Genomic DNA, 25,309 nt, shown 5'->3' on the forward strand with positions numbered 1-25,309 from the left:
CAGAAAAGGACCCCGTTCCCCGGTAACCCGGGCGAACGGGGTCCTTCGTGTGTCATATGATCGGCCAGCCGCAGACAGGGGGGGATCCCTGTGCGCATTCCCATGCAGGCACCGTGAAACCAGCGGTTGTCGCGGCAGGTGATTCATGACAGGAGATCCACGTGTTCTCTGCCCACAAGGGCCACAAGCGGCGATTTCCAGGGGGCCGTCTCGCGGCACCGCTGGTCGCGGTCGCCGTCGCCGCCGCCGGAGCGTTCCTGATCGCTCCGGCCCACGCTGGCCAGGGCTCCACAACGGCTGCCAACTCGCAGCTCACCAACGCTCAGCTCCGGACCCGCATCAACTCCGCGGCCGGTCATCTCACGACGCCGAACACCGTCGGCGCCGCGAAGTCCACCAGGAGCGCGGCCAAGCCGGCCGACGGCTCCGCGACGGTCAAGCCGCGCATCATCGGCGGCAGTTCGACCCCGATCAGCAGTGCGCCGTGGATGGTTCAGCTCATCTACCTCAACAGTGACGGCTCGGGCATCTTCTGCGGCGGCACGCTCGTCGCGCCCAACAAGGTGCTGACGGCCGGCCACTGCGTGGACGGGCTGAACTGGGTGCAGAACGGTGCCGTCCTCGGCGGCACCGCGACGCTGCTGCCGGACACCGGCGGTCAGGTCTCCGCGGTGCGCGCCCAGTGGCTGCACCCGGGGTACGACGGCACCGCGGTCAACAACGACGTGGCGATCCTCACCCTGGCCACCCCGTTCAACTACAAGACGCTGCCGCTGGCTTCGGCCACCGACACCTCGCTCTACACCGCCGGTACCCAGGCGACGGTCTACGGCTGGGGAGTCACCGACTCCGCACCGGACAGCCAGAACCTGGCGGAGAACCTCCAGAAGCTCACGCTCCCGGAGAACGCCGACTCGGAGTGCAAGTCCGAACTCGGCGGTGCGCTCGGCGATGAGAACGCCTTCATCCCCGGGCACATGATCTGCGGCGGTACCGGTGGCACCGGTGACGACGCGACCGGCAAGACGACCTGCTCGGGCGACTCCGGCGGTCCGCTGGTGGTGTCGGGCAAGATCATCGGCATCGTCTCGTGGGGCGTCAGCGACGACATCCAGGACTGCAACGTCCCCGGTACGTATGACGTGTTCACCAAGGTCTCGGCCTACGGCGGCAACGTCCAGCCGAGGATCAACGACAGCGACATCTCCCGGGACTTCCGGGCCGATGTGCTGGCGGAGACGCCGGCCGGCCAGTCGTTCGAGTACGACTCGACCGGCAGCAACCTCGGTACCAGGCACGGTGCACCCATCTCGTCGAGCAACTACGACACGGTGGTGCAGGCCGACCTGGAGCGGGACGGCTACCAGGACTACATCATGCGGGCCAAGGGGAGCGGCAACGTCTTCATGGCCCACCGGACACCGGCGCGGGCGTCCTACTCGTACATCCAGGTGGGCGTCGGCTGGAACACCCGCAAGGCCATCCTGGTGCCGGGCGACCTGACCGGTGACGGAATCCCCGACCTGCTCTCCGAGGACTCCGCGGGCAAGGTCTACATCTACTCCGGCAAGGGCAACGGCCTGTTCAACACCCCGGTGCTCGCGGGCACCGGGTGGCTGAAGTACAACCTGGAGTTCGGGCACGGCGACTACACCGGTGACGGCAAGGCGGACGTGTTCGCCCGCGATGCCAAGACCGGTGCGCTGTACCTGCTGGCCGGCACCGGCAGCATCTCGGCGCCGTTCGCGGCGCCGGTCCAGGTCGCGACCGGCTGGAACGGGTTCAACGCGGTGATCGCCTCCGGCGACGTCACCGGTGACGCCCGCTCCGACCTGCTGGCCCGTACCCCGTCGGGCGCGCTGTTCCTCTTCAAGGGCACCTCCCAGGCCGGTACGGCGATCTTCTCCCCGTGGGTGAAGATCGGCACCGGCTGGAACATGTACAGCCGCCTCAGCTGAACAGCACGAACGCCGGACAGTACGGACGCTCAACAACCGAATAGTCACACAGCGTGACGGACGCCCGCACAGCCCCGCAACCAGGGGCCGTGCGGGCGTCCGCGCGCTCTCCGGATGCCGGAACCGGTGGTCCTGGCGCAGGATGGAAGGTCGGGAGACAGGAAGCCGAGGTGCCAGATGCCGGACGACCAGCAGCCGGACCGTACGCCGGAGGGGCCCGCAGCGGCCGCTCCCGGCGGGTCCGAGCGCGCCTGGGGTCCGCGGACGGGCTCCAGCCCCACCGGGGCGGGCAAGGCCCGCAGGCGGCGCCGTGCGCTGCGGACGGGCGCCCTGGGGCTCGCCGCCCTGGTCCTGGCCGGCGGCGGGGGAGCGGGCTACCTGTACTACCGGCTGAACGCCAACATCCACAGCGTGGACATCGACGGGGCGCTGGGCGGCCACCGCCCGGCCAAGCTGGGCAACGGCTCGATGGACATCCTGGTGCTCGGCTCGGACTCCCGGTCCGGCAAGAACAGCGGGTACGGGCACGACAGCGGCACCGCGCGCTCGGACACCGCGATGATCGTGCACCTCAACAAGGGCCACACCTCCGCCAGCGTGGTCAGCATCCCGCGCGACACCCTGATCAGCCGCCCGGCCTGCGACAAGCCCGGCGGCGGCACCGTGCCGGCCGTGCAGCGGGCGATGTTCAACACCGCCTACGAGGTCGGCGGCCCGGTCTGCGCGGTCAAGACCGTCGAATCGCTCACCGGGCTGCGGATGGACCACTACATCGAGGTGGACTTCACCGGCTTCAAGGACCTGGTCGACGCGCTGGACGGGGTGCCGCTCAGCACCAGCCAGGCCATCAACGACCCCAAGAGCCACCTGGTGCTCGCGGCCGGCACCCACACCCTGAACGGCGAGCAGGCCCTCGGCCTGGTCCGCACCCGGCACGGCGTCGCCGACGGCAGCGACCTGGCCAGGATCCAGCTCCAGCAGGCGTTCATGAAGGCGCTGATGAACCGGGTCAGCGGGCTCGGGGTGTTCACCAGCCCGACCAAGCTGTTCGCGGTGGCCGACACCGCCACCTCGGCGGTCACCACCGACACCGGCCTCGGCTCGGTGAACAAGCTGATGGGGCTCGCCGAGAGCGTGCGGAACCTGAACTCCGCCGACGTGCACATGGTGACGCTGCCGGTCCGGTACGCGCCCAGCGATCCCAACCGGGTGCAGCCGATCGACGCGCAGGCCGCCATGGTGTGGGCCGCGCTCAAGGCCGACAAGCCGATCCCGGCCGCCGCCACCAAGGGCTCGGCCGGTGCCACGGCGGGCGCCGGGCACGTCGTCGGCGGCACCAAGGCGGGCTGACCGGGGGGCCGGGAATTTTCCCCGCCGACCTCCGGTTTTGGGAGATGCGGCGAGTCCTGGCAGACTGGACCGCTGGCCCCGGTTCACGCGAAGCAAACCCGCGGAGCGACCCGGCGCCCTCCCGAGCCTAGGAGCACCCTTGAAGAGCGGAATCCACCCCGAGTACGTCGAGACCCAGGTCACCTGCACCTGCGGAGCCTCGTTCACCACCCGCAGCACCGACACCAGCGGCCAGATCCGCGCTGAGGTCTGCTCCGAGTGCCACCCGTTCTACACGGGCAAGCAGAAGATCCTCGACACCGGTGGCCGCGTGGCCCGCTTCGAGGCCCGCTTCGGCAAGGGCAAGGCCGCCGGGTCCGCCAAGAAGTAGCGACTCGCAAGCGCCGGTTCCCGGTCCCCGCCCAGGGACCGGACCGGCGCTTTGTCGTCTTGAGAGTCGTCTTGAGGGCCGCGTCGTCCCCGGCGCGGGCCGCCACCACTTCTTCCAGCAGGGATCCAAGATGTTCGAGGCGGTCGAGGAACTGATCGGCGAGCATGCCGACCTCGAAAAGCAGCTGGCCGACCCCGCGGTGCACGCGGACCAGGCCAACGCTCGCAAGCTGAGCAAGCGGTACGCGGAGCTGACCCCCATCATCAGCACCTACCGCTCCTGGCGGCAGGCCGGCGACGACGTCGAGACCGCCCGCGAACTGGGCGCCGACGACCCGGACTTCGCCGCCGAGGTCAAGGACCTGGAGCGGCAGCGCGAGGAGCTGACCGAGCGGCTGCGGCTGCTGCTGGTGCCCCGCGACCCCAACGACGACAAGGACGTCATCCTGGAGGTCAAGGCGGGTGAGGGCGGCGAGGAGTCCGCGCTGTTCGCCGGCGACCTGCTGCGGATGTACCTGCGCTACGCCGAGCGGGTCGGCTGGAAGACCGAGATCCTGGACGCCAACGAGTCCGACCTCGGCGGCTACAAGGACGTCCAGGTCGCGGTGAAGGCCAAGGCCAGCCACGAGCCCGGGCAGGGCGTCTGGGCGCGGCTGAAGTACGAGGGCGGCGTGCACCGGGTGCAGCGGGTGCCGGCCACCGAGTCGCAGGGCCGGATCCACACCTCCGCGGCCGGCGTGCTGGTCACCCCCGAGGCCGAGGACGTCGAGGTCGAGATCGGCCCCAACGACCTGCGGATCGACGTCTACCGGTCGTCGGGCCCCGGCGGCCAGTCGGTCAACACCACCGACTCCGCGGTCCGGATCACCCACCTGCCGACCGGCCTCGTGGTCTCCTGCCAGAACGAGAAGAGCCAGCTCCAGAACAAGGAGTCGGCGATGCGGATCCTGCGCTCCCGGCTGCTGGCCGCCGCCCAGGAGGCCGCCGAGCAGGAGGCGTCCGACGCGCGCCGCAGCCAGGTGCGTACCGTGGACCGCTCGGAGCGGATCCGCACGTACAACTTCCCGGAGAACCGGATCTCCGACCACCGGGTCGGCTTCAAGGCGTACAACCTGGACCAGGTGCTCGACGGGGACCTGGACGCGATGATCCAGACCTGCGTGGACGCCGACTCGGCGGCCAGGCTGGCCGCCGCCGGCGACGCGGGCTGAAGGGGGCGGGAAGTGAACCTGCTGCTCGCCGAGGTGGCGCAGGCCGCTCAGCGACTGGCCGACGCGGGGGTGCCGTCGCCCCGCTTCGACGCCGAGGAGCTGGCCGCGTACATCCACGGGGTCAAGCGCGGCGAGCTGCACAGCGTCGCCGACACCGAGTTCGACGCGCGCTACTGGGAGGCGGTCGCCCGCCGCGAGGCACGTGAACCGCTGCAGCACATCACCGGCCGGGCGTTCTTCCGCTACCTCGAACTCCAGGTCGGACCCGGGGTGTTCGTGCCCCGCCCGGAGACCGAGTCGGTGGTCGGCTGGGCCATAGACGCGGTACGGGCGATGGACGTGGCGGAGCCGCTGATCGTCGACCTGTGCACCGGCTCCGGGGCGATCGCGCTGGCGCTGGCCCAGGAGGTGCCGCGGTCCCGGGTGCACGCCGTGGAACTGTCGGAACAGGCCCTGGAATGGGCCCGCAAGAACGTCTCGGGCAGCAAGGTCGACCTGCGCCAGGGCAACGCGCTGGCCGCGTTCCCCGACCTCAACGGCCAGGTGGACCTGGTGATCTCCAACCCGCCGTACATCCCGCTCACCGAGTGGGAGTACGTGGCGCCCGAGGCCCGCGACCACGATCCCGAACTCGCCCTGTTCTCCGGCGAGGACGGCCTGGACACCATCCGCGGCATCGAGCGCACCGCGCACCGGCTGCTGCGGCCCGGCGGCGTCGTGGTGGTCGAACACGCCGACTCCCAGGGCGGCCAGGTCCCGTGGATCTTCAAGGAGGACGCGGGCTGGGCGGACGCGGCCGACCACCCCGACCTGAACAACCGCCCGCGGTTCACCACTGCGCGCAAGGCGACGCCATGACGGCGCGGGAACGGCATTCTACGGAGGTCAGCTCATGACACGGCGATACGACTGCTCGGACGCGACCGACCGGGCCACCGGCCTGCGCGAGGCCACCTCGGCGGTCAAGCGGGGCGAGCTCGTGGTGCTGCCCACCGACACCGTCTACGGGATCGGTGCGGACGCCTTCGACGCCGAGGCGGTCGGCGACCTGCTGGAGGCCAAGGGCCGCGGCCGGAACATGCCCTCGCCGGTGCTGGTCGGCTCGCCGAACACCCTGCACGGCATCGTCACCGACTTCTCCGAGCAGGCGTGGGAGCTGGTGGACGCGTTCTGGCCGGGCGCGCTCACCCTGGTCACCAAGCACCAGCCGTCGCTGAACTGGGACCTCGGCGACACCCGCGGCACCGTCGCGGTCCGGATGCCGCTGCACCCGGTGGCGATCGAGCTGCTCATCGAGACCGGCCCGATGGCCGTCTCCAGCGCCAACCTCACCGGCATGCCCTCGCCGCAGGACTGCGACGCCGCGCAGGGGATGCTCGGCGACTCCGTCGCGGTCTACCTGGACGGCGGGCCGACGCCGGCCGCCGTGCCGTCCTCGATCGTCGACGTGACCGGGAAGGTGCCGGTGCTGCTCCGCGCGGGGGCGATCAGCGCGGAACAGCTGCGTGAGGTCGTCCCCGACCTGGAGGAGCGCAGTTGACCACGCCTGACGGGCGTGGCATACGGGGCGGCGCCGGCTCGCCGGCCGTCCCCGGGCAGGGCGGTGACGTCTTCCGCATCCTTCACGTCTGCACCGGCAACGTCTGCCGCTCGCCGATGGCCGAGCGGCTGACCCGCCATGGGCTGGCGCGGCGGCTCGGCGACGGCGCGGCCGGCATCCTGGTGGAGTCCGCGGGCACCTGGGGGCACGAGGGCGCGCCGATGGAGGCGCACGCGGCGGCCGTACTGGCCGAGTACGGCGCCGACCCGGCCGGATTCACCGGCAGGGAACTGCTGGACGACCATGTGATCGACGCGGACCTGGTGCTCACCGCGACCCGCGACCACCGCGCCCAGGTGATCTCGATGGGCCACGCGGCGGGCCTGCGCACGTTCACGCTCAAGGAGTTCACCCGGCTGGTGCGGGCGATAGACACCGCCACGCTGCCCGACGACGGCACCGTCAACGACCGGGCCCGCGCCCTGGTGCGGGCCGCCGCCGCGCTGCGCGGCTGGCTGCTCGCCCCGAGCCCGGACGCCGACGAGGTGCACGACCCGTACGGCGCCCCCATCTCGTACTTCCGCAGCATCGGCGAGGAGATCCACACCGCGCTCGACCCGATGGTCACCGCGCTGACCGGGATCCCCGCCGTCGTCTGAGCGCTGTCCGCGAAGCGCCTTGTGTACCCGTTCCGCACGCGGTGCAACCGCGGGCGGTCCCTGTGAGTCTCGATAGGTGTTCGCCGAGTCGGCCCGGCCACCACTAGGGTGTGACGCTGTGAGGATCTCCCGGACGCGTGTACAGCACTGCTGTGCCGCCCCCGAAGTCGTCGGAGGCTGCTCGTGCGCGAGTATCTGCTGACCCTGTGCGTCTCCGCCGCCGTCACCTATCTGCTGACCGGCCCGGTACGGAAGTTCGCCATGGCGGCGGGTGCCATGCCCGCGATCCGCGACCGCGACGTGCACCGTGAACCGACCCCGCGGCTCGGCGGCATCGCGATGTTCGGCGGCCTGTGCGCCGGCTTGCTGGTCGCGGCGCATCTGAGCAACCTCGGGGACGTCTTCAGCCAGTCCAACGAGCCGCGCGCGCTGCTGTCGGGCGCCGGGCTGATCTGGCTGCTCGGCGTGCTGGACGACAAGTGGGGCGTGGACGCGCTGATCAAGCTCGGCGTGCAGATGATCGCCGCCGGCGTGATGGTCTTCCAGGGGCTGACGATCCTGTGGCTGCCGGTGCCCGGCATCGGCACCGTCGCACTCACCCCGGCGCAGTCGACGCTGCTGACGGTCGCCCTCGTGGTGATCACCATCAACGCGGTCAACTTCGTGGACGGCCTGGACGGCCTGGCGGCCGGCATGGTGTGCATCGCGGCCATCGCGTTCTTCATGTACGCCTACCGCATGTGGTACGGCTACGGCGTCGAAGCGGCCGCGCCCGCGACGCTGTTCAGCGCGATCCTGATCGGGATGTGCGTCGGCTTCCTGCCGCACAACATCCACCCGGCGCGGATCTTCATGGGCGACTCCGGCTCGATGCTGATCGGCCTGGTGCTGTCGTCGGGCGCGATCTCGATCACCGGCCAGGTGGACCCGGACGCGATCACCAACTTCACCGGATCGTCCACCGCCACCGTGCACTTCATGGTGCCGGTCTACATGCCGCTGATCCTGCCGCTGACGATGATCGCCATCCCGGCAGCCGACCTGGTGCTCGCGGTGGTGCGCAGGACGTGGAAGGGCCAGTCGCCGTTCGCCGCCGACCGCGGCCATCTGCACCACCGGCTGCTGGAGATCGGGCACTCGCACTCCCGGGCGGTGCTGATCATGTACTTCTGGGCGGCGCTGTTCGCCTTCTCCGCGGTGGCGTTCTCGGTCAGCTCCTCCAGCCTGTGGATCGTGCTGGTGATCATCGGGCTGAGCGCGCTCGGCCTGATCGCGCTGCTGCTGCCCAGGTTCCGGCCGCACGCGCCGCAGTGGGCCGAGTCGTTCGTGCCGCCGCGCTTCCGGCGCCGCCGCCGGCGGCTGGCCGCCGCGGCCGAGGAGGCCGCCCGCGAGATGCGCGCCGCCGATCATCCGCCGCTGCACGGTTCCACCGCGATCGGCGACCGGTCCCGGCTGCCGGACCGCAGGAGGCCGGTGGACAGCCGCCGTTGACCTCGGCGTGACCGACCCGTTGCCCGATCGGATCCGCGGCCCGTGCCCAACGCGATCCTCAACCGGTACAAACTGGACGGCGTGTCGCCATCACGCTTATGTGACAGGCGGCACACGTGCATGGTAAAGACCGGATCAAATACTTTGTGATACCGTTCACGAAAGCAGGGATCAAGCCGTTAGACCGCAGGAGCGGCCGGACGGCGCGAGGGCACATCCTCAACCCTGACTACGCTCGTCTCCGACGACCACCGTTCCCCCAACTCCCGCCGGAGGAGCCGTCCCCATGGAGCACAACGACGCCCGGATTCTGCGCGGGGCCGCGATGATCGCAGCCCCGGTCGGAGTCGTCGCCACCCTGGTCAGTGCGATCGTCGCAGGCGAAAAGGGCCTGGTCGGCGGTCTGGTGGCGCTGGCCGTGGTGGCGGTGTTCTTCGGACTCGGCTCGTGGGCGCTGATGCGCATCACCCAGGACAAGCCCCAGGTGGCCATGTCGGCGGGGATGCTGATCTACACCGTGCAGATCCTGCTGATCGGCGTCTTCATCGTCGTCTTCAAGGACACCTCACTGTTCAGCGGCCGGGCCTTCGCCCTCACCCTGCTGTTCACCGCGCTGTCATGGGTGGGTGGTCAGGTGCGCCACAGCCTCACAGCACGGATGCTCTACGTGAATCCCGAACCGTCCGTGCCAGCAGGTGAGAAGGCGGCCCCGGTGAAATCTGGGACCTCCGATGCCACCTAAGGGGCGGGTAAAGAGGCGTCAAACCGATCTGCTATCGTCCGGAATCGCATCAGGACGTGGAGGCCCCTCGGGCATGAGGAGGGTGCTGCCCCCACGCCCATCGGTGTACTCGGAACCGAGGCCGCGGCTGTGGCACGGTGCCCGGATGCCCGGTCTTCGATGCAGGCTCCCAGCGAACGGTGATGACTTCGCCACGCCTCGTTCGCAGTGCCGAACAGCGGCCCCACCAGCCGCGCTGACACACAAGGTTGCCGTTACTTATGCGTCACGACGAAGGAGTCACGGGTGAGTGCCCACACGCCCCACACGCTGCTCGCTGAGAGCGGATGCCACATCAAGGCGGATTGCGCGTTTCCCGCCCCGGGCCTGCACTCGTTCGACTTCAAGCCGATCTTCAGCGTCGGCAGCTTCGACTTCACCAAGCCCATGCTGCTGGCCATGATCTGCATGCTGCTGGTCGTGGGCTTCTTCTGGGCGGCGTTCAACAAGCCCAAGCTGGTGCCCGGCAAGATGCAGCTGGTCGGCGAGATCGGCTACAACTTCGTCGCCCGCAGCATCGCCCGCGAGGTGATCGGCAAGAAGGGCGACAAGTACGTCCCCTTCCTCACGTCGATCTTCTTCTTCGTGTGGATCATGAACGTGATGTCGATCGTCCCGTTCGCGCAGTTCCCCGCCATGGCGCGGTTCGCGTTCCCGGTCGCGCTGGCCGCGCTGGTCTTCATCACGTACATGTACCTGACGTTCAAGACCCACGGCTTCCGCGGTGGCGTCAAGAACCTGGTGTGGATCGAGGGGCTGCCCAAGCCGCTGGTCCCGCTGATCGTGCTGCTGGAGTTCATCCAGAACGTGATCACCCGCCCGTTCACGCTGGCGGTCCGGCTGTGGGCCAACATGTTCGCCGGCCACATGCTGATCGTGATGTTCAGCGTGGCGACCTGGTACCTGCTGACGCCCACGATCCTGACCGCCGTCTCGGCCGGATCGTTCGTGCTGGCAGCCGGCATGACCGCCTTCGAGATCCTGATCCAGTTCCTGCAGGCGTACATCTTCACGCTGCTCGCCTCGATCTACATCAGCGGAGCGCTCGAAGAGGGCCACTGACCGCCGCCGCGGTCATGGTCACCACTCTCCGCGTTCCGATCGCCCGATCCCACCCGAACCTCCTCTGGGAAGCACCCCAGCGGACCGCACCACAAAGGAAGACAGGGAAATGTCTGCCGAGCTCATCAACCTTGCTGCCGCCTCCACCACCGTCGCGGGCCGCCTGGGCGCCATCGCCTACGGCCTCGCCGCCATCGGCCCCGGTGTGGGTATCGGTCTGGTCTTCGGCCACTCGATCGAGGCCATGGCCCGCCAGCCCGAGGCCATGCCGATCATCCGCACCAACATGTTCCTCGGCTTCGCTCTCTGCGAGGTGCTTGCGCTGCTCGGCCTTGTCGTTCCCTTCATCTTCCAGAAGTGAACTAGGCACACCAGCAGCCACACTCGACGAAAGGTTCAGACATGATGATGTTCCTCGCGGAAGAGGGGGCGCAGAACCCGCTCATCCCCGATACCGCGGAACTGATTGTCGGTCTGCTCTGCTTCTTCATCGTCTTCGGCCTTCTCGGAAAGAAGCTCCTGCCGAACATCCAGAAGACCCTGGAGGAGCGGCACGACGCGATCGAGGGTGGCCTGGAGCGGGCGGAGAAGGCGCAGGCCGAGGCCAACCGCACCCTTGAGGAGTACAAGGCCCAGCTCGCCGACGCCCGCCACGAGGCGGCCCGGATCACCGAGCAGGCCCGCGAGGCCGGCGCGCAGATCATCGCGGAGATGCGCGAGGAGGGGCAGCGGCAGCGCGAGTCCATCATCGCCTCCGGCCACTCGCAGATCGAGGCCGACCGCCGCCAGGTGACGGTCACGCTGCGGCAGGAGGTCGGCCGGATCGCCACCGACCTGGCCGGCAAGCTGGTCGGCGAGTCCCTTGAGGACAACGCCCGGCAGTCCCGCACCATCGACCGCTTCCTCGACGGGCTCGACGAGTCCGCCGACTCGGCGTCCTCCGCTGAGGCGGCCCGGTGAACGGCGCCTCCCGGGACGCACTGGCCGCCGCCCGCGAGCGGCTCGACGCGCTGACCGACAACGCTTCGGTCGACGCGACGAAGCTCGCCGACGAGCTGGCGTCCGTCACGGCGCTGCTGCACCGTGAGGGAACGCTGCGCCGCGCCCTGACCGACCCGGCGCAGTCCGGCGAGGCCAAGGCGGAGCTGCTGCGCAGGCTGCTCGGCGGCCAGCTCGGCGCTGACAGCCTCGACCTGGTCAGCGGCATGGTCAGGGGCCGCTGGTCGCGGTCCCGCGACCTGGTGGACTCCGTGGAGGAGCTGGCCGACAGCGCCGACCTGATCGCCGCCCAGCGGGCCGGCGCGCTGGACGACGTCGAGGACGAGCTGTTCCGCTTCGGCCGGATCGCCACCGGCAGCCCCGAACTGCGCGGTGCGCTCAGGGACCGGGTGGCCGGCGACACGGCCAAGTCCACGCTGCTGCACACGCTGCTCGGCGGCCGGGTCAATCCGGTCACCGAACGGCTGGTGACCAGGCTGGTCACCGCGCCGCGAGGACGTAGCCTTGAACACGGGATCGAATCCCTGTCCAGGCTGGCAGCCGCCCGCCGGGACCGGATGGTCGCAGAAGTCGTCTCCGCGGTTCCGCTCAGTGACCGGCAGAAGGAGCGGCTCGGCGCCGCACTGGCCAAGATCTACGGTCGGCGCGTGCACCTCAACCTGGACGTGGACCCCGCGATCATCGGCGGAGTGCGGGTCCGGGTCGGTGACGAGGTCATCAACGGCTCCATCGCCGACCGGCTCGAAGAGGCGGCGCGGCGCATGGCCGGCTGACCGCCGGCCGACCCCGACAAGCGACACAGCAGCAGGCAGCAAGCAGTAAGACGGCCCGAGTCGGGCCGACAGTGACCCCCTGGGGGGAGCCCCCCAGACCCCCAGAATTCGGGCCCAACAAGGAGAGCAGGGAACCCAGATGGCGGAGCTCACGATCCGGCCGGAGGAGATCCGGGACGCACTGGAGACGTTTGTCCAGTCGTACCAGCCGGACGCCGCCTCGCGCGAGGAGGTCGGCACGGTCAGCGTGGCCGGAGACGGCATCGCCAAGGTCGAGGGACTGCCCTCGGCCATGGCGAGCGAGCTGCTGAGGTTTGAGGACGGCACCCTCGGCCTCGCGCTCAACCTCGAGGAGCGCGAGATCGGCGCGATCGTCCTCGGCGAGTTCGACGGAATCGAGGAGGGCCAGCCGGTCGAGCGCACCGGCGAGGTGCTCTCCGTCCCGGTCGGCGAGGGCTACCTCGGCCGCGTGGTGGACCCGCTGGGCGCCCCGATCGACGGACTCGGCGAGATCGAGACCGACGGTCGCCGGGCCCTGGAACTCCAGGCCCCCACGGTCATGCAGCGCAAGTCCGTGCACGAGCCGATGCAGACCGGCCTCAAGGCCGTGGACGCGATGACCCCGATCGGCCGCGGCCAGCGCCAGCTGATCATCGGCGACCGGCAGACCGGCAAGTCGGCCCTGGCGATCGACACGATCATCAACCAGCGTGACAACTGGCGCTCCGGCGACCCGAAGAAGCAGGTCCGCTGCATCTACGTCGCCATCGGCCAGAAGGGCTCCACCATCGCCGGCGTGCGCGCCGCGCTGGAGGAGGCCGGCGCGCTGGAGTACACCACGATCGTCGCCGCCCCGGCGTCCGACCCGGCCGGCTTCAAGTACCTGGCCCCGTACACCGGCTCGGCCATCGGCCAGCACTGGATGTACCAGGGCAAGCACGTACTGATCGTCTTCGACGACCTGTCCAAGCAGGCCGACGCCTACCGCGCCGTCTCGCTGCTGCTGCGCCGCCCGCCGGGGCGCGAGGCGTACCCCGGTGACGTCTTCTACCTGCACTCCCGGCTGCTGGAGCGCTGCGCGAAGCTCTCCGACGACCTGGGCGCCGGCTCCATGACCGGGCTGCCGATCGTGGAGACCAAGGCCAACGACGTGTCGGCGTTCATCCCGACCAACGTCATCTCCATCACCGACGGCCAGTGCTTCCTGGAGTCGGACCTGTTCAACGCCGGTCAGCGCCCCGCGCTGAACGTCGGTATCTCGGTCTCCCGGGTCGGCGGCTCCGCGCAGATCAGGGCGATGCGCAGCGTGGCCGGCCGACTGCGCGTGGACCTCGCCCAGTTCCGCGAGCTGGAGGCGTTCGCCGCCTTCGGCTCCGACCTGGACGCGGCCTCCAAGGCGCAGCTGGAGCGCGGCCGCCGGATGGTGGAGCTGCTCAAGCAGGGCCAGTACGCGCCCTTCGCGATCGAGGACCAGGTCGTCTCCATCTGGGCCGGCACCACCGGCAAGCTGGACGACGTACCGGTGGAGGACATCCGCCGCTTCGAGCGCGAGCTGCTGGCCTACCTGCACCGCGAGCACAAGTCGCTGCTCACCGCGATCATCGAGACCGGCAAGCTGGAGGACGACACCGTCCAGGTGCTGACCGAGGCCGTGGACTCCTTCAAGAAGCAGTTCGAGACGTCCGCGGGCTCGCTGCTGGTCGAGGGCTGATCGTATGGGCGCACAGATTCGGGTTTACAAGCGCCGGATCAAGTCCGTCACCGCCACCAAGAAGATCACCAAGGCGATGGAGATGATCGCCGCCTCGCGGATCATCAAGGCGCAGCGGCAGGTGACGGCCTCGTCCCCGTACGCCGACGAGCTGACCCGCGCGGTCACGGCGGTGGCCACAGGATCCAACACCAAGCACCCGCTGACCACGGAGGCCGACAGCCCGACCCGCGCCGCGGTCCTGCTCATCACGAGCGACCGCGGGCTCGCGGGCGGCTACTCGTCCAACGCGATCAAGGCAGCCGACCGGCTCGTCGAGCGGCTTCGCTCGGAGGGCAAGGAGGTCGTCTCCTACCTGATCGGCCGCAAGGCGGTGGCGTACTACAACTTCCGTGAGCGTGCGGTCGCCGAGTCGTGGACCGGCTTCAGCGACAGCCCGCAGTACGCCGACGCCAAGCGCGCCGCGGCGCCGCTGATCGAGTCGGTCGTCCAGGACACCGCCGAGGGCGGCGTGGACGAGCTGCACATCGTCTTCACCGAGTTCCACTCGATGATGACGCAGGTGCCGGTCGCCAAGCGGCTGCTGCCGCTCGCGCTGGACGACAAGGAGATCCAGGAGGCCGGCGGCGAGCAGCCGGCCAAGGGCGAGCCCCGGTCGCAGTACGAGTTCGAGCCGTCCCCCGAGGGCGTGCTGGACGCGCTGCTGCCGCGGTACGTCGAGAGCCGGATCTACAACGCCCTGCTCCAGGCCGCCGCTTCCGAGCACGCGGCCAGGCGGCGGGCGATGAAGTCCGCGACCGACAACGCGGAAGACCTCATCAAGTCGCTCACGCGGCTTGCCAATGCGGCCCGACAGGCCGACATCACCCAGGAAATCAGCGAGATCGTCGGTGGCGCGAGCGCCCTCGCCGACGCGAGCGCGGGGAGTGACTAGACCACTATGACCACCACTGCTGAAACGGCCACGGCTACCGGCCGCGTCGCCCGGGTCATCGGCCCGGTCGTTGACGTGGAGTTCCCCGTCGACGCGATGCCGGAGATCTACAACGCACTGCACGTCGATGTCGCCGACCCGGCGCAGGGCGGCGAGAACAAGGTGCTGACCCTGGAGGTCGCGCAGCACCTGGGCGACGGCCTGGTCCGCGCCATCTCGATGCAGCCCACCGACGGCCTGGTACGCCAGTCCCCGGTGACCGACACCGGCGAGGGCATCACGGTGCCGGTCGGCGACGTCACCAAGGGACGGGTGTTCAACACCCTCGGCAAGATCCTCAACGACGACGAGGCCGAGGCCCAGGTCACCGAGCGCTGGCCGATCCACCGCAAGGCCCCGGCCTTCGACCAGCTCGAGTCCAAGACCGAGATGTTCGAGACCGGCCTGAAGGTCGTCGACCTGCTGACCCCGTACGTCAAGGGCGGCAAGATCGGCCTGTTCGGCGGCGCGGGCGTCGGCAAGACCGTGCTCATCCAGGAGATGATCGTCCGTGTGGCCAAGCTGCACGAGGGCGTCTCGGTGTTCGCCGGCGTCGGCGAGCGCACCCGTGAGGGCAACGACCTGATCGAGGAGATGGCCGAGTCCGGCGTGCTGCCGCAGACCGCGCTGGTCTTCGGCCAGATGGACGAGCCGCCGGGCACCCGGCTGCGGGTGGCGCTGGCCGGTCTGACCATGGCGGAGTACTTCCGCGATGTGCAGGGCCAGGACGTGCTGTTCTTCATCGACAACATCTTCCGGTTCACCCAGGCGGGCTCCGAGGTCTCCACGCTGCTCGGCCGCATGCCGTCCGCGGTGGGCTACCAGCCGAACCTGGCCGACGAGATGGGCCAGCTGCAGGAGCGGATCACCTCGACCCGCGGTCACTCGATCACCTCGATGCAGGCGATCTACGTCCCCGCGGACGACCTGACCGACCCGGCGCCGGCCACCACCTTCGCCCACCTCGACGCGACGACCGTGCTCTCGCGGCCGATCTCGGAGAAGGGCATCTACCCCGCGGTGGACCCGCTGGACTCCACCTCCCGGATCCTGGACCCGCGCTACATCGCGCAGGACCACTACGACTGCGCGATGCGGGTCAAGGGCATCCTGCAGAAGTACAAGGACCTCCAGGACATCATCTCCATCCTCGGCATCGACGAGCTCGGCGAGGAGGACAAGCTCACCGTCTCCCGGGCCCGCCGGATCGAGCGCTTCCTGTCGCAGAACACCCACGCGGCGAAGCAGTTCACCGGTGTCGACGGCTCGGACGTGTCGCTGGACGAGTCCGTCGCGGCGTTCAACGCGATCGCCGACGGTGAGTTCGACCACTTCCCCGAGCAGGCGTTCTTCCTGTGCGGTGGGCTGGACGACCTGAAGGCCAACGCTGCCAAGCTCGGCGTCAACTGACCCGGGACTCCTGGCACACGCGAGAGGGGGGCGGGCGTACCTGCCCCCCTCTCGCACCCCCTATTCTTTGTCTTACGCGTCCGCCGCAGGCGGTGGGCGCCAACCCGAGGAGCCGTCTTGGCCGATCTTCACGTCGAGCTGGTCGCCGCGGACCGCAGTGTCTGGTCCGGCGAGGCCACCCTGGTCGTCGCCCGCACCATGTCGGGTGACATCGGCCTGATGGCCAACCACGAGCCGGTGCTCGGGGTGCTGCAGTCAGGCCCGGTGACCATCCGCACCGCCGACGGCGGCACCGTGGTGGCCGCCGTGCACGGCGGGTTCCTCTCCTTCGCGCACAACAAGCTGTCGATTCTCGCCGAGATCGCCGAACTGGCGGAGGAGATCGACGTGGCGCGGGCGGAGCGGGCCCTGGAGCGCTCCAAGGGCGAGACCGACGCGGGCGCCGAGCGGCGCGCCGAGGTCCGGCTGGCGGCGGCGACGGGCGCGCACTGAACCAACCGGGCCCCGGCCGCGTATCACGCGTAAAGGCGGCAGCGGGCAGGACAACGCAGGACCACAACGCAAGACCAGGTGTCACCGCAGGACCATGGTGCCGCGGACTGCCCCCACCGGGCGGTCCGCGGCTCCGGCACAGCAAGGGCGCTCCGGCACAGGGCGGCCACCATTCCGAGGCGAGGAGGTCGGTGAGCGTGATCCTCGCTTTTCAGGTGGGCGGCTCGGTCATCGCGGCGGCGCTGCTCGGGCTGTTCGTCTTCGGGCTGCGCCGGCGGCTGATCCAGCGGCCCGGCGGCACCTTCGACTGCAGCCTGCGGCTCGCGCCCCCCGAGGGCACCGAGCAGGCCGCACTGGCCGGCGGCACCGTCCCCAGCGGCAAGGGCTGGGTCTACGGGGTCGCCCGCTACAGCGGCGACCGGGTGGAGTGGTTCCGGGTCTTCAGCTACTCACCGCGCCCGCGCAGGGTCCTGGACCGGCCGGCCATCGAGGTGCTGGGCCGCCGGGAGCCGCGCGGCCAGGAGGAGCTGGCGCTGCTCTCCGACGCGGTGATCCTGTCCTGCGCGCACCGCGGCATGCAGCTGGAGCTGGCGATGAGCGACGACGCGCTGACCGGCTTCCTGGCCTGGCTGGAGGCGGCACCGCCCGGCCAGCGGGTGAACGTGGCCTGACCGGGCTTCTCGGCCTCCTGGGGCGCGTCTTCACGCGTCCCGCAGCGTCTTCTCAGCGGTTCTCGCCGGGCACCCACAGCACGTCGCCACGCGCCTTGTTGGCGGTACGGGCCAGGATGAACAGCAGGTCCGAGAGCCGGTTGAGGTAGGTCGCGGTGAGCGGGTTCATCGTCTCCGCGTGCTCCTCGAGCGCCGCCCAGGTGGAGCGCTCGGCGCGGCGCACGACCGTACACGCCTGGTGCAGCAGGGCGGCCCCCGCCGTGCCGCCGGGCAGGATGAAGCTGCGCAGCTTCTCCAGTTCCGCCAGGAACCGGTCGCACTCCTCCTCCAGCCGGTCCACGTACGTCTGCTCGACGCGCAGCGGCGGGTACTTGGGGTCCGGCACGACGGGGGTGGCGAGGTCCGCGCCGACGTCGAAGAGGTCGTTCTGCACGCGGACCAGCACGGTGACGACCTCCTCCGGCAGCTCACCGAGGGCGAGCGCCACCCCGAGGACGGCGTTGGCCTCGTTGGCGTCGGCGTAGGCGGCGATCCGGGAGTCGGTCTTCGCGGTACGGCTCATGTCGCCGAGCGCGGTGGTGCCGTCGTCGCCGGTACGGGTGTAGATGCGGGTGAGGTTGACCATGCCGTCGAGCCTAGGACACGCCCCGGTGCCGGGCCGGTCAGGCACCGGCCCGGGTGAACACCCGGGTGCCGACCGTCACGGCGACCAGTGCGAGGCCGGCGCTCATCAGGCCGCCGTAGAGCATCGTGCTGCCGCCGTAGTGGCCGGTGAAGGCGGCCCTGATGGCGTCGACGACATAGCGGAACGGCACGAAGCGCGACACGGTGTCCAGCCAGCCGGGGGCGAGCGCCATCGGCAGCAGCAGCCCGGACAGCAGCATCGCCGGCATGTTGACCGCGTTGACGGCCGGCGCGAACTCCTGTGCCGAGGAGACCCGCATGGCGAGCGCGTAGGACAGCGACGCGATGGACACGGCCAGCACGCCGACGAAGGCGAAGCCGATCACGATGCCGAGTACCGGCGCGCGCAGCCCGAGGCCGAACCCGGCCAGCACCAGGATCAGCGACTGCACGCCGAGCTGCACGGCGTCCTTGAGCACCCGGCCGAGCAGCAGCGCCAGTCGGCTGACCGGGGTGACCCGCATCCGCTCCACGACCCCGTGCTGCTTCTCGATCAGGATCTCGAAGCCGGCGAACGCGGCGCTGAACAGGCCGAGTTGGACCATCAGCCCGGGCACGAGCACCTGCCACGAACTGGCGCCGCCGCCCAGCGGCACGTTGTGCAGCAGCGGCCCGAAGAAGACCAGGTACAGCAGCGGCATCATCAGGCCGAACATCAGGGCCATCCACGAGCCGACCACCTGGCGGAAGTAGCGGCCGAAGACGAGAGCGGTGTCGGAGAGCAGCGGGGGCATCGGGGTGACTTCCTGATCGGGGCGGACTGATCGCGGCGGGCCGACCGGGATCGGCCGGCGCGGAGCCGGCGGATGCTGCCGGGGGAGTCGGGCGGGCCGCCGGGTGGAGTGCGGAGGGTTGCCGGGGGAGCGGGGCGGGCCCGCCGGGGAAGCGGGCCTGGCTGCCGGTCACACCGCCACCGGCGGCCCGGCCTGCGATTCCGGCGCCGCGACCCGCCCGGTGATCGCCAGGAACGCCTCCTGGAGGCCGGCGTCCGGCGAGCCCGCGTAGCGCTCCTTGAGCTCGCGCGGCGCGCCCACCGCGGCCACCCGGCCGTCGTCGACGACGATCAGCCGGTCCGCGAGCGCGTCCGCCTCGTCCAGGTAGTGCGTGGTGAGGAAGACGGTCATGCCGTGCCGGTCGCGCAGGGCGCGGATCAGGTCCCACAGGTCGGCCCGGCTGCCGGGGTCCAGGCCGGTGGTCGGTTCGTCGAGGAAGAGGATCCGCGGGCGGTGCAGCAGGCCCATCGCGATGTCCAGCCGGCGGCGCTGGCCGCCGGACACCGCGCCGGTCCGCCGGTCGAGCAGCCCGGTCAGCCCGAGCTCCGCCGCGACCTCGGCGGCCCGCTCGCGGGCCCGTGCCCGGGGCAGCCGGTACAGCCGGCCCTGCGTGACCAGCTCCTCCCGGACCGACACGCCGGGGGCGGTGCCGCCGGACTGGGCGACGTACCCGATCAGGGCCCGTACGCCGGCCGGGTCGGCCGCCAGGTCGCAGCCGGCGATCGTCGCGCTGCCGCCGGTGGGCGGCAGCAGCGTGGTCAGCATCCGCAGCGTGGTGGTCTTGCCGGCGCCGTTGGGGCCGAGGAAGCCGAGGATCTCGCCGGCCGGGACCGCGAGATCGATCCCGCGGACGGCCTCGACGGGCCCCCGCTTGGTCTGGAACGTCCGGGCGAGCCCGGTGGCGGTGAGCACGGGTGCGGTCATGGCCCCAGAAAATCAGAGCCGTAGAAAAATTGCAACCACACCAAAATTTCTATCGATCCAGAATCTACATGTCCACAAAGTCGCTACCTGCCCACGGTCGATAGAGTGCAGCCATGGACGGCACGGTGCCCGGCGAGGGGCTGCGGGAGCGCAAGAAGCGGCAGACGAAGCAGTTCATCTCCGACGTCGCCACCGGGCTGATCCTGGAGCGCGGCTTCGAGGACGTGACGATGGCCCAGATCGCCGAGGCGGCCGACGTCTCGGTCAACACCGTCTACAACTACTTCCCCGACAAGGCCGACCTCTTCTTCGACCGGGGGGAGGACGTGGTGGACCGGCTGGCGGGCGTGATCAGGAACCGCGCCCCCGGCGAATCGGCCGTCGCCGCGGTGCTGCGCTCGATGCGCACCGAACTCGACGCCGTGTCACCCGCGCTCGGCCTGGTCTCCGGCTTCTCCCGCTTCATGCGGGTCTGCCACGCCAGCCCGTCGCTGAGCGCCCGGCTGTGGCGGATGCAGCAGCAGGCGCAGGACCGGGTCGCGCGGACGCTGTACGCGGAGACCGGTGCCGCGGCCGACGACCCGATGCCCGAGCTGGTCGCCGGCCAGATCGCCTGGATCCAGAACACCGTGATGAACTCCATCGGCCGGGCGATGGTCGCCGAGGACGACCCGGCCGCCGCCGCCCGAGCCGCGCGGGCCAAAGTCGACGCCATGGAAGGGCTGCTGAGCCCTCCGGTGCTCAACTATGCGACCAAGGACACAGGGTGACGCGCCTTACTTCCTGCTGCGCGCGGGCCTGAACGGGCGCTAGGGTCCGGCCAGATACCCCAATGGAGAGGTGTGTGCCGTGGCGAAGAAGCTCGCCGTCATCGGAGCCGGACTGATGGGCTCCGGCATCGCGCAGGTGTCGGCGCAGGCCGGCTACGAGGTGATCCTGCGGGATGTCACGGACGAGGCGCTGCGCCGCGGTACCGACGGCATCCGGGCGTCCTACGCGAAGTTCGTCGCCAAGGGCAAGCTCTCGGAGCAGGACGCGGCCGCCGCGCTCGACCGGATCAGCACCACCACCGACCTCGACGCCGTGGCCGGGGCCGACCTCGTGGTGGAGGCGGCCTTCGAGCGGATCGACGTCAAGCAGGAGATCTTCAAGGCGCTCGACGGCATCGTGCCGGCCGACACCGTGCTGGCCTCCAACACCTCCGCCATCCCGATCACCAAGATCGCCGCGGCCACCGCGCACCCCGAGCGGGTGGTCGGCACGCACTTCTTCTCGCCGGTGCCGATGATGCAGCTGTGCGAGCTCGTCCGCGGCTACAAGACCAGCGACGACACGCTGGCCCGCGCGCGGGAGTTCGCCGAGGGCGTCGGCAAGACCTGCGTGGTCGTCAACCGGGACGTGGCCGGCTTCGTCACCACCCGGCTGATCTCCGCGCTGGTCGTGGAGGCGGTCAAGCTCTACGAGTCGGGCGTGGCCTCGGCCGAGGACATCGACACCGCCTGCAAGCTCGGCTTCGGCCACGCGATGGGCCCGCTGGCCACCGCCGACCTGACCGGCGTCGACATCCTGCTGCACGCCACCGGCAACATCTACACCGAGTCGCAGGACGAGAAGTTCGCCCCGCCGGAGCTCATGCGGCGCATGGTGGACGCCGGTGACCTGGGCCGCAAGTCCGGTCAGGGGTTCTACCCGTACTAACCGACGTCACCCGCAGGAGTGAATTCGGTATCGGTTCGCTCACAGACGGCAACTTCTCTTTGCGACAGACCGTCAGTTGTGTGAAGACATCGATGAGACAGCACTATCCAGCCACGCCGTAGCTGCCCGGGGAGCGACGTATGCACATCAGGGGCGACCACGCCGAGATGGTCGTCGGGGGCCGCCTCGACGTCCGCAGCGCGGCGGACGCCCGTACGGCCCTGCACATCGCGGTGGACTCCGGCTGTGGCGACCTCGTGCTCGACCTGACCGAACTCGACTCCTGGGACGCCACCGGGCTCGGCGTCATCATGGGCGCGCACCGCAGGGCCGGCCGGGCCAACCGGCGGCTGGTGCTGCGCGGGGTGCCGCCGCAGATGCAGCGGCTGCTGGTGGCCACCCGGCTGCACCGGATCCTCGCGATCGAGGCCGAAAGGTGACGTAAGGGCGGCCCTGTGGCCCTGCCCTTCATGGATACTGTGCGAGCCTTTAGAGTTTGGCAAAGATCTGCCAGGAGGCGTGCCACCCCGTACGCCGGAGAAGGGGAAGCGGGCCGGCCCGTACGCAGTCGTACGGCGGTCCGACCAGGCCCCCGTACGTGACGCACCTCTGGGGGGCGTAAGACATGGACCACCACAACGGCGAACCGGGCGAGCGTCCCGCACCCCTGCCCAAGAGGATCCCGGCGTCCGGGCCGTCGGCCGCCGGTCAGGGCTTCCCGGCGCCGGAGACCTTCGACCCGGCGACCGGTTTCGACGGTGTGGACGACTTCGGCGCGGGCCGCCAGTTCGCGGTGCCCGGTGACTTCACCGCCGCCGACGTGGCCGAGTCCGGCTTCGGCGGCGCCCCGGACGACCAGGCGGACGACGACGCCGGCCGGGACGCCTACACCGCCTTCGACGCGTTCGCCGCCACCGACGCCTTCGCCAAGCCGCCGGGTCTGCGCTCGGTGCCGGCCTCCGGCGCGCAGGGCCCGGGCCCGACGCCGGCGCCGGAGCCGCCCAGCGACAACTTCCCGGTCCCGATGGGCACCGTCACCCCCTTCGGCGTGCCGTCCTCGGCCGGCGCCGCCTCCTCGCTCGAACCGGTGAACTCCTTCGACAGCACCGCGCAGCTCGCCCGCATCCCGCGCTCGTCCCGCGACCCGCTGGCGCTCACCGCGGCGGAGCCCGGCGGCACCAGCGGCGGCAACGCGCACGTCCGGCGGGTGGTCACCCCCGAGTTCCTGCTCACCGTCAACCCGGTGGACGGCACCGAGGTCACCGACTGCCCGCCCGAGGAGCGCGTCACCCCGGTCCGCCGCACCCGCGACGAGCGGATGGCGCACAGCGCCGCCGCCCGCCCCACCCCGCCGCCCGGGCCGCCCGCCCCCGAACTGCCGCTGCTCGAACGGGACGAGGAGCGCGAGCGGCTGATCCGGCTGCTCGCCCGCGGCCGTTCGATCCGGGTCACCGGACCCTCGGGCGCCGGCCGCACCGCGCTGCTGGAATCCGTCGCCAACGCCTGCGGCGACCTCGCGCCGGACGGCGTGCTGTGGCTCACCGGCTACCGGCGCACCCCGGCCGACCTGATGCACGACCTCTACAGCACCGTCTACGCCGGCGAGGGCTACCGCCCCGGCCGGGAGGAACTGCCCGGCCTGCTGCACAACGTCGGCGCCGTCGTCGTGATCGACGACCTGGAGTTCGGCGGCTCGGGGCTCGAAGAGCTGCTGTCGGCCGCCCCCGAGTGCGCGTTCCTGATGTCCGCCACTCCGGACGTCGGCGCGCCCGCCACCGACTCGATGATCGACGAGGTGTTCCTGTCGGGACTCACCCGCGTCGCCTGCCTCGACCTGCTCCAACTGGTCGCCGGGCGGCGGCTGGAGGAGGACGAGACCGCGTGGGCGGCCGACCTCTGGTTCGAGTCCGAGGGGCTGCCGCTGCGGTTCGTGCAGGCCGGCGCGCTGCTCCGGCAGCGGGACACGCTGCGCCAGCCGGTCGAGCCCGCCGAGGCCGACTGGGACGACTCGGTGTGGGAGAACGGCTCGCCCGCGTCGGCCGCCGACGAGATACCCGACCTCACCGGCTTCGACCTGCCCGAAACCGGTGAGGACACCGAGAACGGACCCGACGCGGCCCTGCCGGGCGCGGGGATCGTGCCGCTGCCGATACCCGGGCGCAGCACGGGACCGGGCGTCGGACCCGGCGCCGTCGCCATACCGCCGCCGACCGCCGAGCGGCTGCCCGCCTCCGCCGTGCCGCTGCCCTCGCTCGCCGAGAGCGCCGCCCCCGCCGACCTGCTCGCCTCCCGGCTCTCTGAGTCGGCCCGCGAGGCCCTCGCCTTCGCCGTGGCGCTGGACGGCGAGTGCCCGCACCCCGCGCATCTGCCTGCCCTCGTCGGTGACACCCACGGCGACGCGGCCCTGGGCGAACTCACCTCCGTCGGCCTGGCCGTCCCGGTCGCCGCACACTTCCGGCTCGCCGCCGGCGTCGTCCAGCAGATGGCGGGACCGCTGGCGTCCGAGGGCGAACTCTCCGAGGTGCAGGCGCACACCGCCGCCCTGCACTACGCCTGGTGGACCGGCCACCCGTCGGTCACCCCGCAGCGCGCCGCCGCCGAGTCCGAGGCGATCATCGCCGCGATGACCGCGTGCCGCGACGGCGGGCACGCCAGCGCGGCCGTCCTGCTCGCCCGCACGGTGGCGCCCGTCTTCGCCGCGGCCCTCGCCTGGGGCGCCTGGGAACGGACCCTGCGGGTCGGCCAGGAGGCCGCCCGGCTGTCCGGCGAGGTCGCCGAAGAGGCGTACTTCCACCACGAGTTGGGCGTCCTCGCGCTCTGCACCGGCAACCTGGACCGGGCGCGCGCCGAACTGGAGGCGTCCATCGCGCTGCGCGGCGCGCTCGCCGACCGGCGCGGCACGCTGGTCGGCCGCCGCACCCTCGCGCTGGTCAACGACCGCGCGGGCACGCCCGGGTTGCCCGGCGGCCCGTACGAACTCCCGCCGGCCGAGGCCGACACGACGGCCCCGCTGCCCGAGCACGGCCGGCACGCGGCGGGCGCGCCACTCACCGTCATCAGCAAGCGCCCCCAGGGCCAGCACGCGGCGGGCACGCCGACCGCCGCCCGCCGCCTGCCGGTCATCGGCTCGCGCCGCAACCTGGTCGCGGTGAGCACGGGCGTGGTGCTCGCGGCCATCCTGGGCACGATCGTGGCCGTCGGCTCGTCGTCGGGCAGCGACGGCAAGTCCGGCCCGAACCAGGTCCAGCCGATCGAGTCCGCCCAGCAGGCGGCCCCCGACGACTCCGACTCCCCGGCCCAGGACCCCGCGACGACGGGCGCCCCGTCCCCGACGTCAGCGTCCCCGTCAACCTCGGCGACGACGACGTCCACGGCGCCCGAGGTCGGCTTCCCGTCGCCGACAGGCGGCACGAGCACGTCCCCGACACCGGACACGCCGACGACCACCGTCCCGCACACGACCCCGCCGACGACGGGCGGAACCACGGGCGGCGGCACGGGCAAGCCGACGACGACGCCGACGCGCAAGCCGCCCACGACGCCGCCCACGGGCGGTACAACCGACGGTGGCACCACTGACGGCGGTACGACCGACGGGGGTACGACCGACGGTGGCACCACCGATGGTGGTACGACCGATGGTGGTACGACCGACGGCGGCACGACGGACGGCGGTACGACCGGTACGACGACGGGCACGACAACGGGTACGTCGACCGGAACGACGACGGGCTCGACCACCGGCAGCACGGGCGGGTAGTGGCCGCGCGGCCCAGTGCC

The 25,309-nt window shown here is 71.0% G+C and carries 25 protein-coding genes; 22 read left to right on the forward strand and 3 right to left on the reverse strand.

Going from position 1 to position 25,309, the window contains the following annotated elements:
• Nucleotides 1-161: 161 nt before the first annotated feature.
• The 18 genes from ACQPW6_RS29630 (at nucleotide 162) to ACQPW6_RS29715 (ending at nucleotide 17,450) form a co-directional block, all read left to right on the forward strand.
• Nucleotides 162-1,958 carry a trypsin-like serine protease gene (locus ACQPW6_RS29630; RefSeq protein WP_433892758.1) on the forward strand — a complete coding sequence of 599 codons (1,797 nt, stop codon included), beginning with the start codon at nucleotides 162-164 and terminating at the stop codon, nucleotides 1,956-1,958.
• A 177-nt stretch (nucleotides 1,959-2,135) separates the two neighbouring features.
• Nucleotides 2,136-3,308 (forward strand): LCP family protein, encoded by a 1,173-nt coding sequence (locus ACQPW6_RS29635; RefSeq protein WP_433892759.1) that lies wholly within the window; start codon nucleotides 2,136-2,138, stop codon nucleotides 3,306-3,308.
• A gap of 139 nt (nucleotides 3,309-3,447) precedes the next feature.
• On the forward strand, nucleotides 3,448-3,678 hold the full coding sequence (gene rpmE / locus ACQPW6_RS29640; protein ID WP_433892760.1) for a 50S ribosomal protein L31: 231 nt from the start codon (nucleotides 3,448-3,450) through the stop codon (nucleotides 3,676-3,678).
• A gap of 130 nt (nucleotides 3,679-3,808) precedes the next feature.
• Nucleotides 3,809-4,888, forward strand: a complete 1,080-nt coding sequence (gene prfA, locus ACQPW6_RS29645; RefSeq protein ID WP_433892761.1) for a peptide chain release factor 1 — start codon at nucleotides 3,809-3,811, stop codon at nucleotides 4,886-4,888.
• A 12-nt stretch (nucleotides 4,889-4,900) separates the two neighbouring features.
• Entirely contained in the window at nucleotides 4,901-5,746 is an 846-nt protein-coding gene (gene prmC, locus ACQPW6_RS29650; RefSeq protein WP_433892762.1) for a peptide chain release factor N(5)-glutamine methyltransferase, read from the forward strand.
• Between the two features lie 34 nt (nucleotides 5,747-5,780).
• Entirely contained in the window at nucleotides 5,781-6,428 is a 648-nt protein-coding gene (locus ACQPW6_RS29655; protein WP_433892763.1) for an L-threonylcarbamoyladenylate synthase, read from the forward strand.
• On the forward strand, nucleotides 6,425-7,087 hold the full coding sequence (locus ACQPW6_RS29660) for a protein-tyrosine-phosphatase (RefSeq protein ID WP_433892764.1): 663 nt from the start codon (nucleotides 6,425-6,427) through the stop codon (nucleotides 7,085-7,087). The genes ACQPW6_RS29655 and ACQPW6_RS29660 overlap by 4 nt, the downstream gene beginning before the upstream one ends.
• A gap of 183 nt (nucleotides 7,088-7,270) precedes the next feature.
• Nucleotides 7,271-8,578 carry an MraY family glycosyltransferase gene (locus ACQPW6_RS29665; protein ID WP_433892765.1) on the forward strand — a complete coding sequence of 436 codons (1,308 nt, stop codon included), beginning with the start codon at nucleotides 7,271-7,273 and terminating at the stop codon, nucleotides 8,576-8,578.
• A 286-nt stretch (nucleotides 8,579-8,864) separates the two neighbouring features.
• Nucleotides 8,865-9,320, forward strand: a complete 456-nt coding sequence (locus tag ACQPW6_RS29670; protein ID WP_433892766.1) for a hypothetical protein — start codon at nucleotides 8,865-8,867, stop codon at nucleotides 9,318-9,320.
• A 285-nt stretch (nucleotides 9,321-9,605) separates the two neighbouring features.
• On the forward strand, nucleotides 9,606-10,421 hold the full coding sequence (atpB, locus tag ACQPW6_RS29675) for a F0F1 ATP synthase subunit A (protein WP_433892767.1): 816 nt from the start codon (nucleotides 9,606-9,608) through the stop codon (nucleotides 10,419-10,421).
• A gap of 109 nt (nucleotides 10,422-10,530) precedes the next feature.
• Entirely contained in the window at nucleotides 10,531-10,782 is a 252-nt protein-coding gene (atpE, locus tag ACQPW6_RS29680) for an ATP synthase F0 subunit C (RefSeq protein ID WP_433892768.1), read from the forward strand.
• Nucleotides 10,783-10,823: 41 nt separating this feature from the next.
• Nucleotides 10,824-11,381, forward strand: a complete 558-nt coding sequence (locus ACQPW6_RS29685; protein WP_433892769.1) for a F0F1 ATP synthase subunit B — start codon at nucleotides 10,824-10,826, stop codon at nucleotides 11,379-11,381.
• The gene (locus ACQPW6_RS29690; RefSeq protein ID WP_433892770.1) at nucleotides 11,378-12,193 is read left to right on the forward strand and encodes a F0F1 ATP synthase subunit delta; all 816 of its coding nucleotides are present in this window, start codon (nucleotides 11,378-11,380) and stop codon (nucleotides 12,191-12,193) included. The genes ACQPW6_RS29685 and ACQPW6_RS29690 overlap by 4 nt, the downstream gene beginning before the upstream one ends.
• 139 nt (nucleotides 12,194-12,332) lie before the next feature.
• Nucleotides 12,333-13,904 carry a F0F1 ATP synthase subunit alpha gene (gene atpA, locus ACQPW6_RS29695; RefSeq protein ID WP_433892771.1) on the forward strand — a complete coding sequence of 524 codons (1,572 nt, stop codon included), beginning with the start codon at nucleotides 12,333-12,335 and terminating at the stop codon, nucleotides 13,902-13,904.
• Between the two features lie 4 nt (nucleotides 13,905-13,908).
• Nucleotides 13,909-14,838 (forward strand): F0F1 ATP synthase subunit gamma, encoded by a 930-nt coding sequence (locus ACQPW6_RS29700; protein WP_433892772.1) that lies wholly within the window; start codon nucleotides 13,909-13,911, stop codon nucleotides 14,836-14,838.
• Between the two features lie 6 nt (nucleotides 14,839-14,844).
• Complete coding sequence (gene atpD / locus ACQPW6_RS29705) at nucleotides 14,845-16,287, forward strand: F0F1 ATP synthase subunit beta (protein ID WP_433892773.1); 1,443 nt, start codon at nucleotides 14,845-14,847, stop codon at nucleotides 16,285-16,287.
• Between the two features lie 117 nt (nucleotides 16,288-16,404).
• Nucleotides 16,405-16,779 carry a F0F1 ATP synthase subunit epsilon gene (locus tag ACQPW6_RS29710; protein WP_433892774.1) on the forward strand — a complete coding sequence of 125 codons (375 nt, stop codon included), beginning with the start codon at nucleotides 16,405-16,407 and terminating at the stop codon, nucleotides 16,777-16,779.
• 197 nt (nucleotides 16,780-16,976) lie between these two features.
• A complete protein-coding gene (locus ACQPW6_RS29715) occupies nucleotides 16,977-17,450 on the forward strand; it encodes a DUF2550 domain-containing protein (RefSeq protein WP_433892775.1) in 474 nt (157 codons plus the stop codon).
• Nucleotides 17,451-17,502: 52 nt separating this feature from the next.
• On the opposite strand, the gene ACQPW6_RS29720 is transcribed toward ACQPW6_RS29715, so the two are convergent.
• The 3 genes from ACQPW6_RS29720 to ACQPW6_RS29730 form a co-directional block, all read right to left on the reverse strand.
• On the reverse strand, nucleotides 17,503-18,075 hold the full coding sequence (locus ACQPW6_RS29720; protein ID WP_433892776.1) for a cob(I)yrinic acid a,c-diamide adenosyltransferase: 573 nt from the start codon (nucleotides 18,073-18,075) through the stop codon (nucleotides 17,503-17,505).
• A 37-nt stretch (nucleotides 18,076-18,112) separates the two neighbouring features.
• A complete protein-coding gene (locus tag ACQPW6_RS29725; protein ID WP_433892777.1) occupies nucleotides 18,113-18,868 on the reverse strand; it encodes an ABC transporter permease in 756 nt (251 codons plus the stop codon).
• Nucleotides 18,869-19,036: 168 nt separating this feature from the next.
• The gene (locus ACQPW6_RS29730) at nucleotides 19,037-19,831 is read right to left on the reverse strand and encodes an ABC transporter ATP-binding protein (protein WP_433892778.1); all 795 of its coding nucleotides are present in this window, start codon (nucleotides 19,829-19,831) and stop codon (nucleotides 19,037-19,039) included.
• 113 nt (nucleotides 19,832-19,944) lie between these two features.
• Here ACQPW6_RS29730 and ACQPW6_RS29735 point away from each other — a divergent pair, with 113 nt between their 5' ends.
• From ACQPW6_RS29735 to ACQPW6_RS29750, 4 genes are all read left to right on the forward strand, one after another.
• On the forward strand, nucleotides 19,945-20,601 hold the full coding sequence (locus ACQPW6_RS29735) for a TetR/AcrR family transcriptional regulator (protein WP_433892779.1): 657 nt from the start codon (nucleotides 19,945-19,947) through the stop codon (nucleotides 20,599-20,601).
• A gap of 79 nt (nucleotides 20,602-20,680) precedes the next feature.
• Nucleotides 20,681-21,529, forward strand: a complete 849-nt coding sequence (locus ACQPW6_RS29740) for a 3-hydroxyacyl-CoA dehydrogenase family protein (protein WP_433892780.1) — start codon at nucleotides 20,681-20,683, stop codon at nucleotides 21,527-21,529.
• 140 nt (nucleotides 21,530-21,669) lie between these two features.
• Nucleotides 21,670-21,969 (forward strand): STAS domain-containing protein, encoded by a 300-nt coding sequence (locus ACQPW6_RS29745; RefSeq protein ID WP_433892781.1) that lies wholly within the window; start codon nucleotides 21,670-21,672, stop codon nucleotides 21,967-21,969.
• A gap of 185 nt (nucleotides 21,970-22,154) precedes the next feature.
• Nucleotides 22,155-25,289 carry an ATP-binding protein gene (locus ACQPW6_RS29750; RefSeq protein ID WP_433892782.1) on the forward strand — a complete coding sequence of 1,045 codons (3,135 nt, stop codon included), beginning with the start codon at nucleotides 22,155-22,157 and terminating at the stop codon, nucleotides 25,287-25,289.
• Nucleotides 25,290-25,309 lie beyond the last annotated feature (20 nt).

Source organism: Streptomyces sp. CA-111067 (assembly GCF_050956065.1).
Classification (GTDB): Bacteria; Actinomycetota; Actinomycetes; order Streptomycetales; family Streptomycetaceae; genus Actinacidiphila.

Coding starts and splice junctions, on each gene's coding strand:
- ACQPW6_RS29635 (WP_433892759.1), top strand. CDS start 2,136: ATGCCGGACGACCAGCAGCCGGACCGTACGCCGGAGGGGCCCGCAGCG.
- prfA (WP_433892761.1), top strand. CDS start 3,809: ATGTTCGAGGCGGTCGAGGAACTGATCGGCGAGCATGCCGACCTCGAA.
- ACQPW6_RS29655 (WP_433892763.1), top strand. CDS start 5,781: ATGACACGGCGATACGACTGCTCGGACGCGACCGACCGGGCCACCGGC.
- ACQPW6_RS29670 (WP_433892766.1), top strand. CDS start 8,865: ATGGAGCACAACGACGCCCGGATTCTGCGCGGGGCCGCGATGATCGCA.
- atpE (WP_433892768.1), top strand. CDS start 10,531: ATGTCTGCCGAGCTCATCAACCTTGCTGCCGCCTCCACCACCGTCGCG.
- ACQPW6_RS29685 (WP_433892769.1), top strand. CDS start 10,824: ATGATGATGTTCCTCGCGGAAGAGGGGGCGCAGAACCCGCTCATCCCC.
- atpA (WP_433892771.1), top strand. CDS start 12,333: ATGGCGGAGCTCACGATCCGGCCGGAGGAGATCCGGGACGCACTGGAG.
- ACQPW6_RS29700 (WP_433892772.1), top strand. CDS start 13,909: ATGGGCGCACAGATTCGGGTTTACAAGCGCCGGATCAAGTCCGTCACC.
- atpD (WP_433892773.1), top strand. CDS start 14,845: ATGACCACCACTGCTGAAACGGCCACGGCTACCGGCCGCGTCGCCCGG.
- ACQPW6_RS29720 (WP_433892776.1), bottom strand. CDS start 18,075: ATGGTCAACCTCACCCGCATCTACACCCGTACCGGCGACGACGGCACC.
- ACQPW6_RS29725 (WP_433892777.1), bottom strand. CDS start 18,868: ATGCCCCCGCTGCTCTCCGACACCGCTCTCGTCTTCGGCCGCTACTTC.
- ACQPW6_RS29730 (WP_433892778.1), bottom strand. CDS start 19,831: ATGACCGCACCCGTGCTCACCGCCACCGGGCTCGCCCGGACGTTCCAG.
- ACQPW6_RS29735 (WP_433892779.1), top strand. CDS start 19,945: ATGGACGGCACGGTGCCCGGCGAGGGGCTGCGGGAGCGCAAGAAGCGG.
- ACQPW6_RS29745 (WP_433892781.1), top strand. CDS start 21,670: ATGCACATCAGGGGCGACCACGCCGAGATGGTCGTCGGGGGCCGCCTC.
- ACQPW6_RS29750 (WP_433892782.1), top strand. CDS start 22,155: ATGGACCACCACAACGGCGAACCGGGCGAGCGTCCCGCACCCCTGCCC.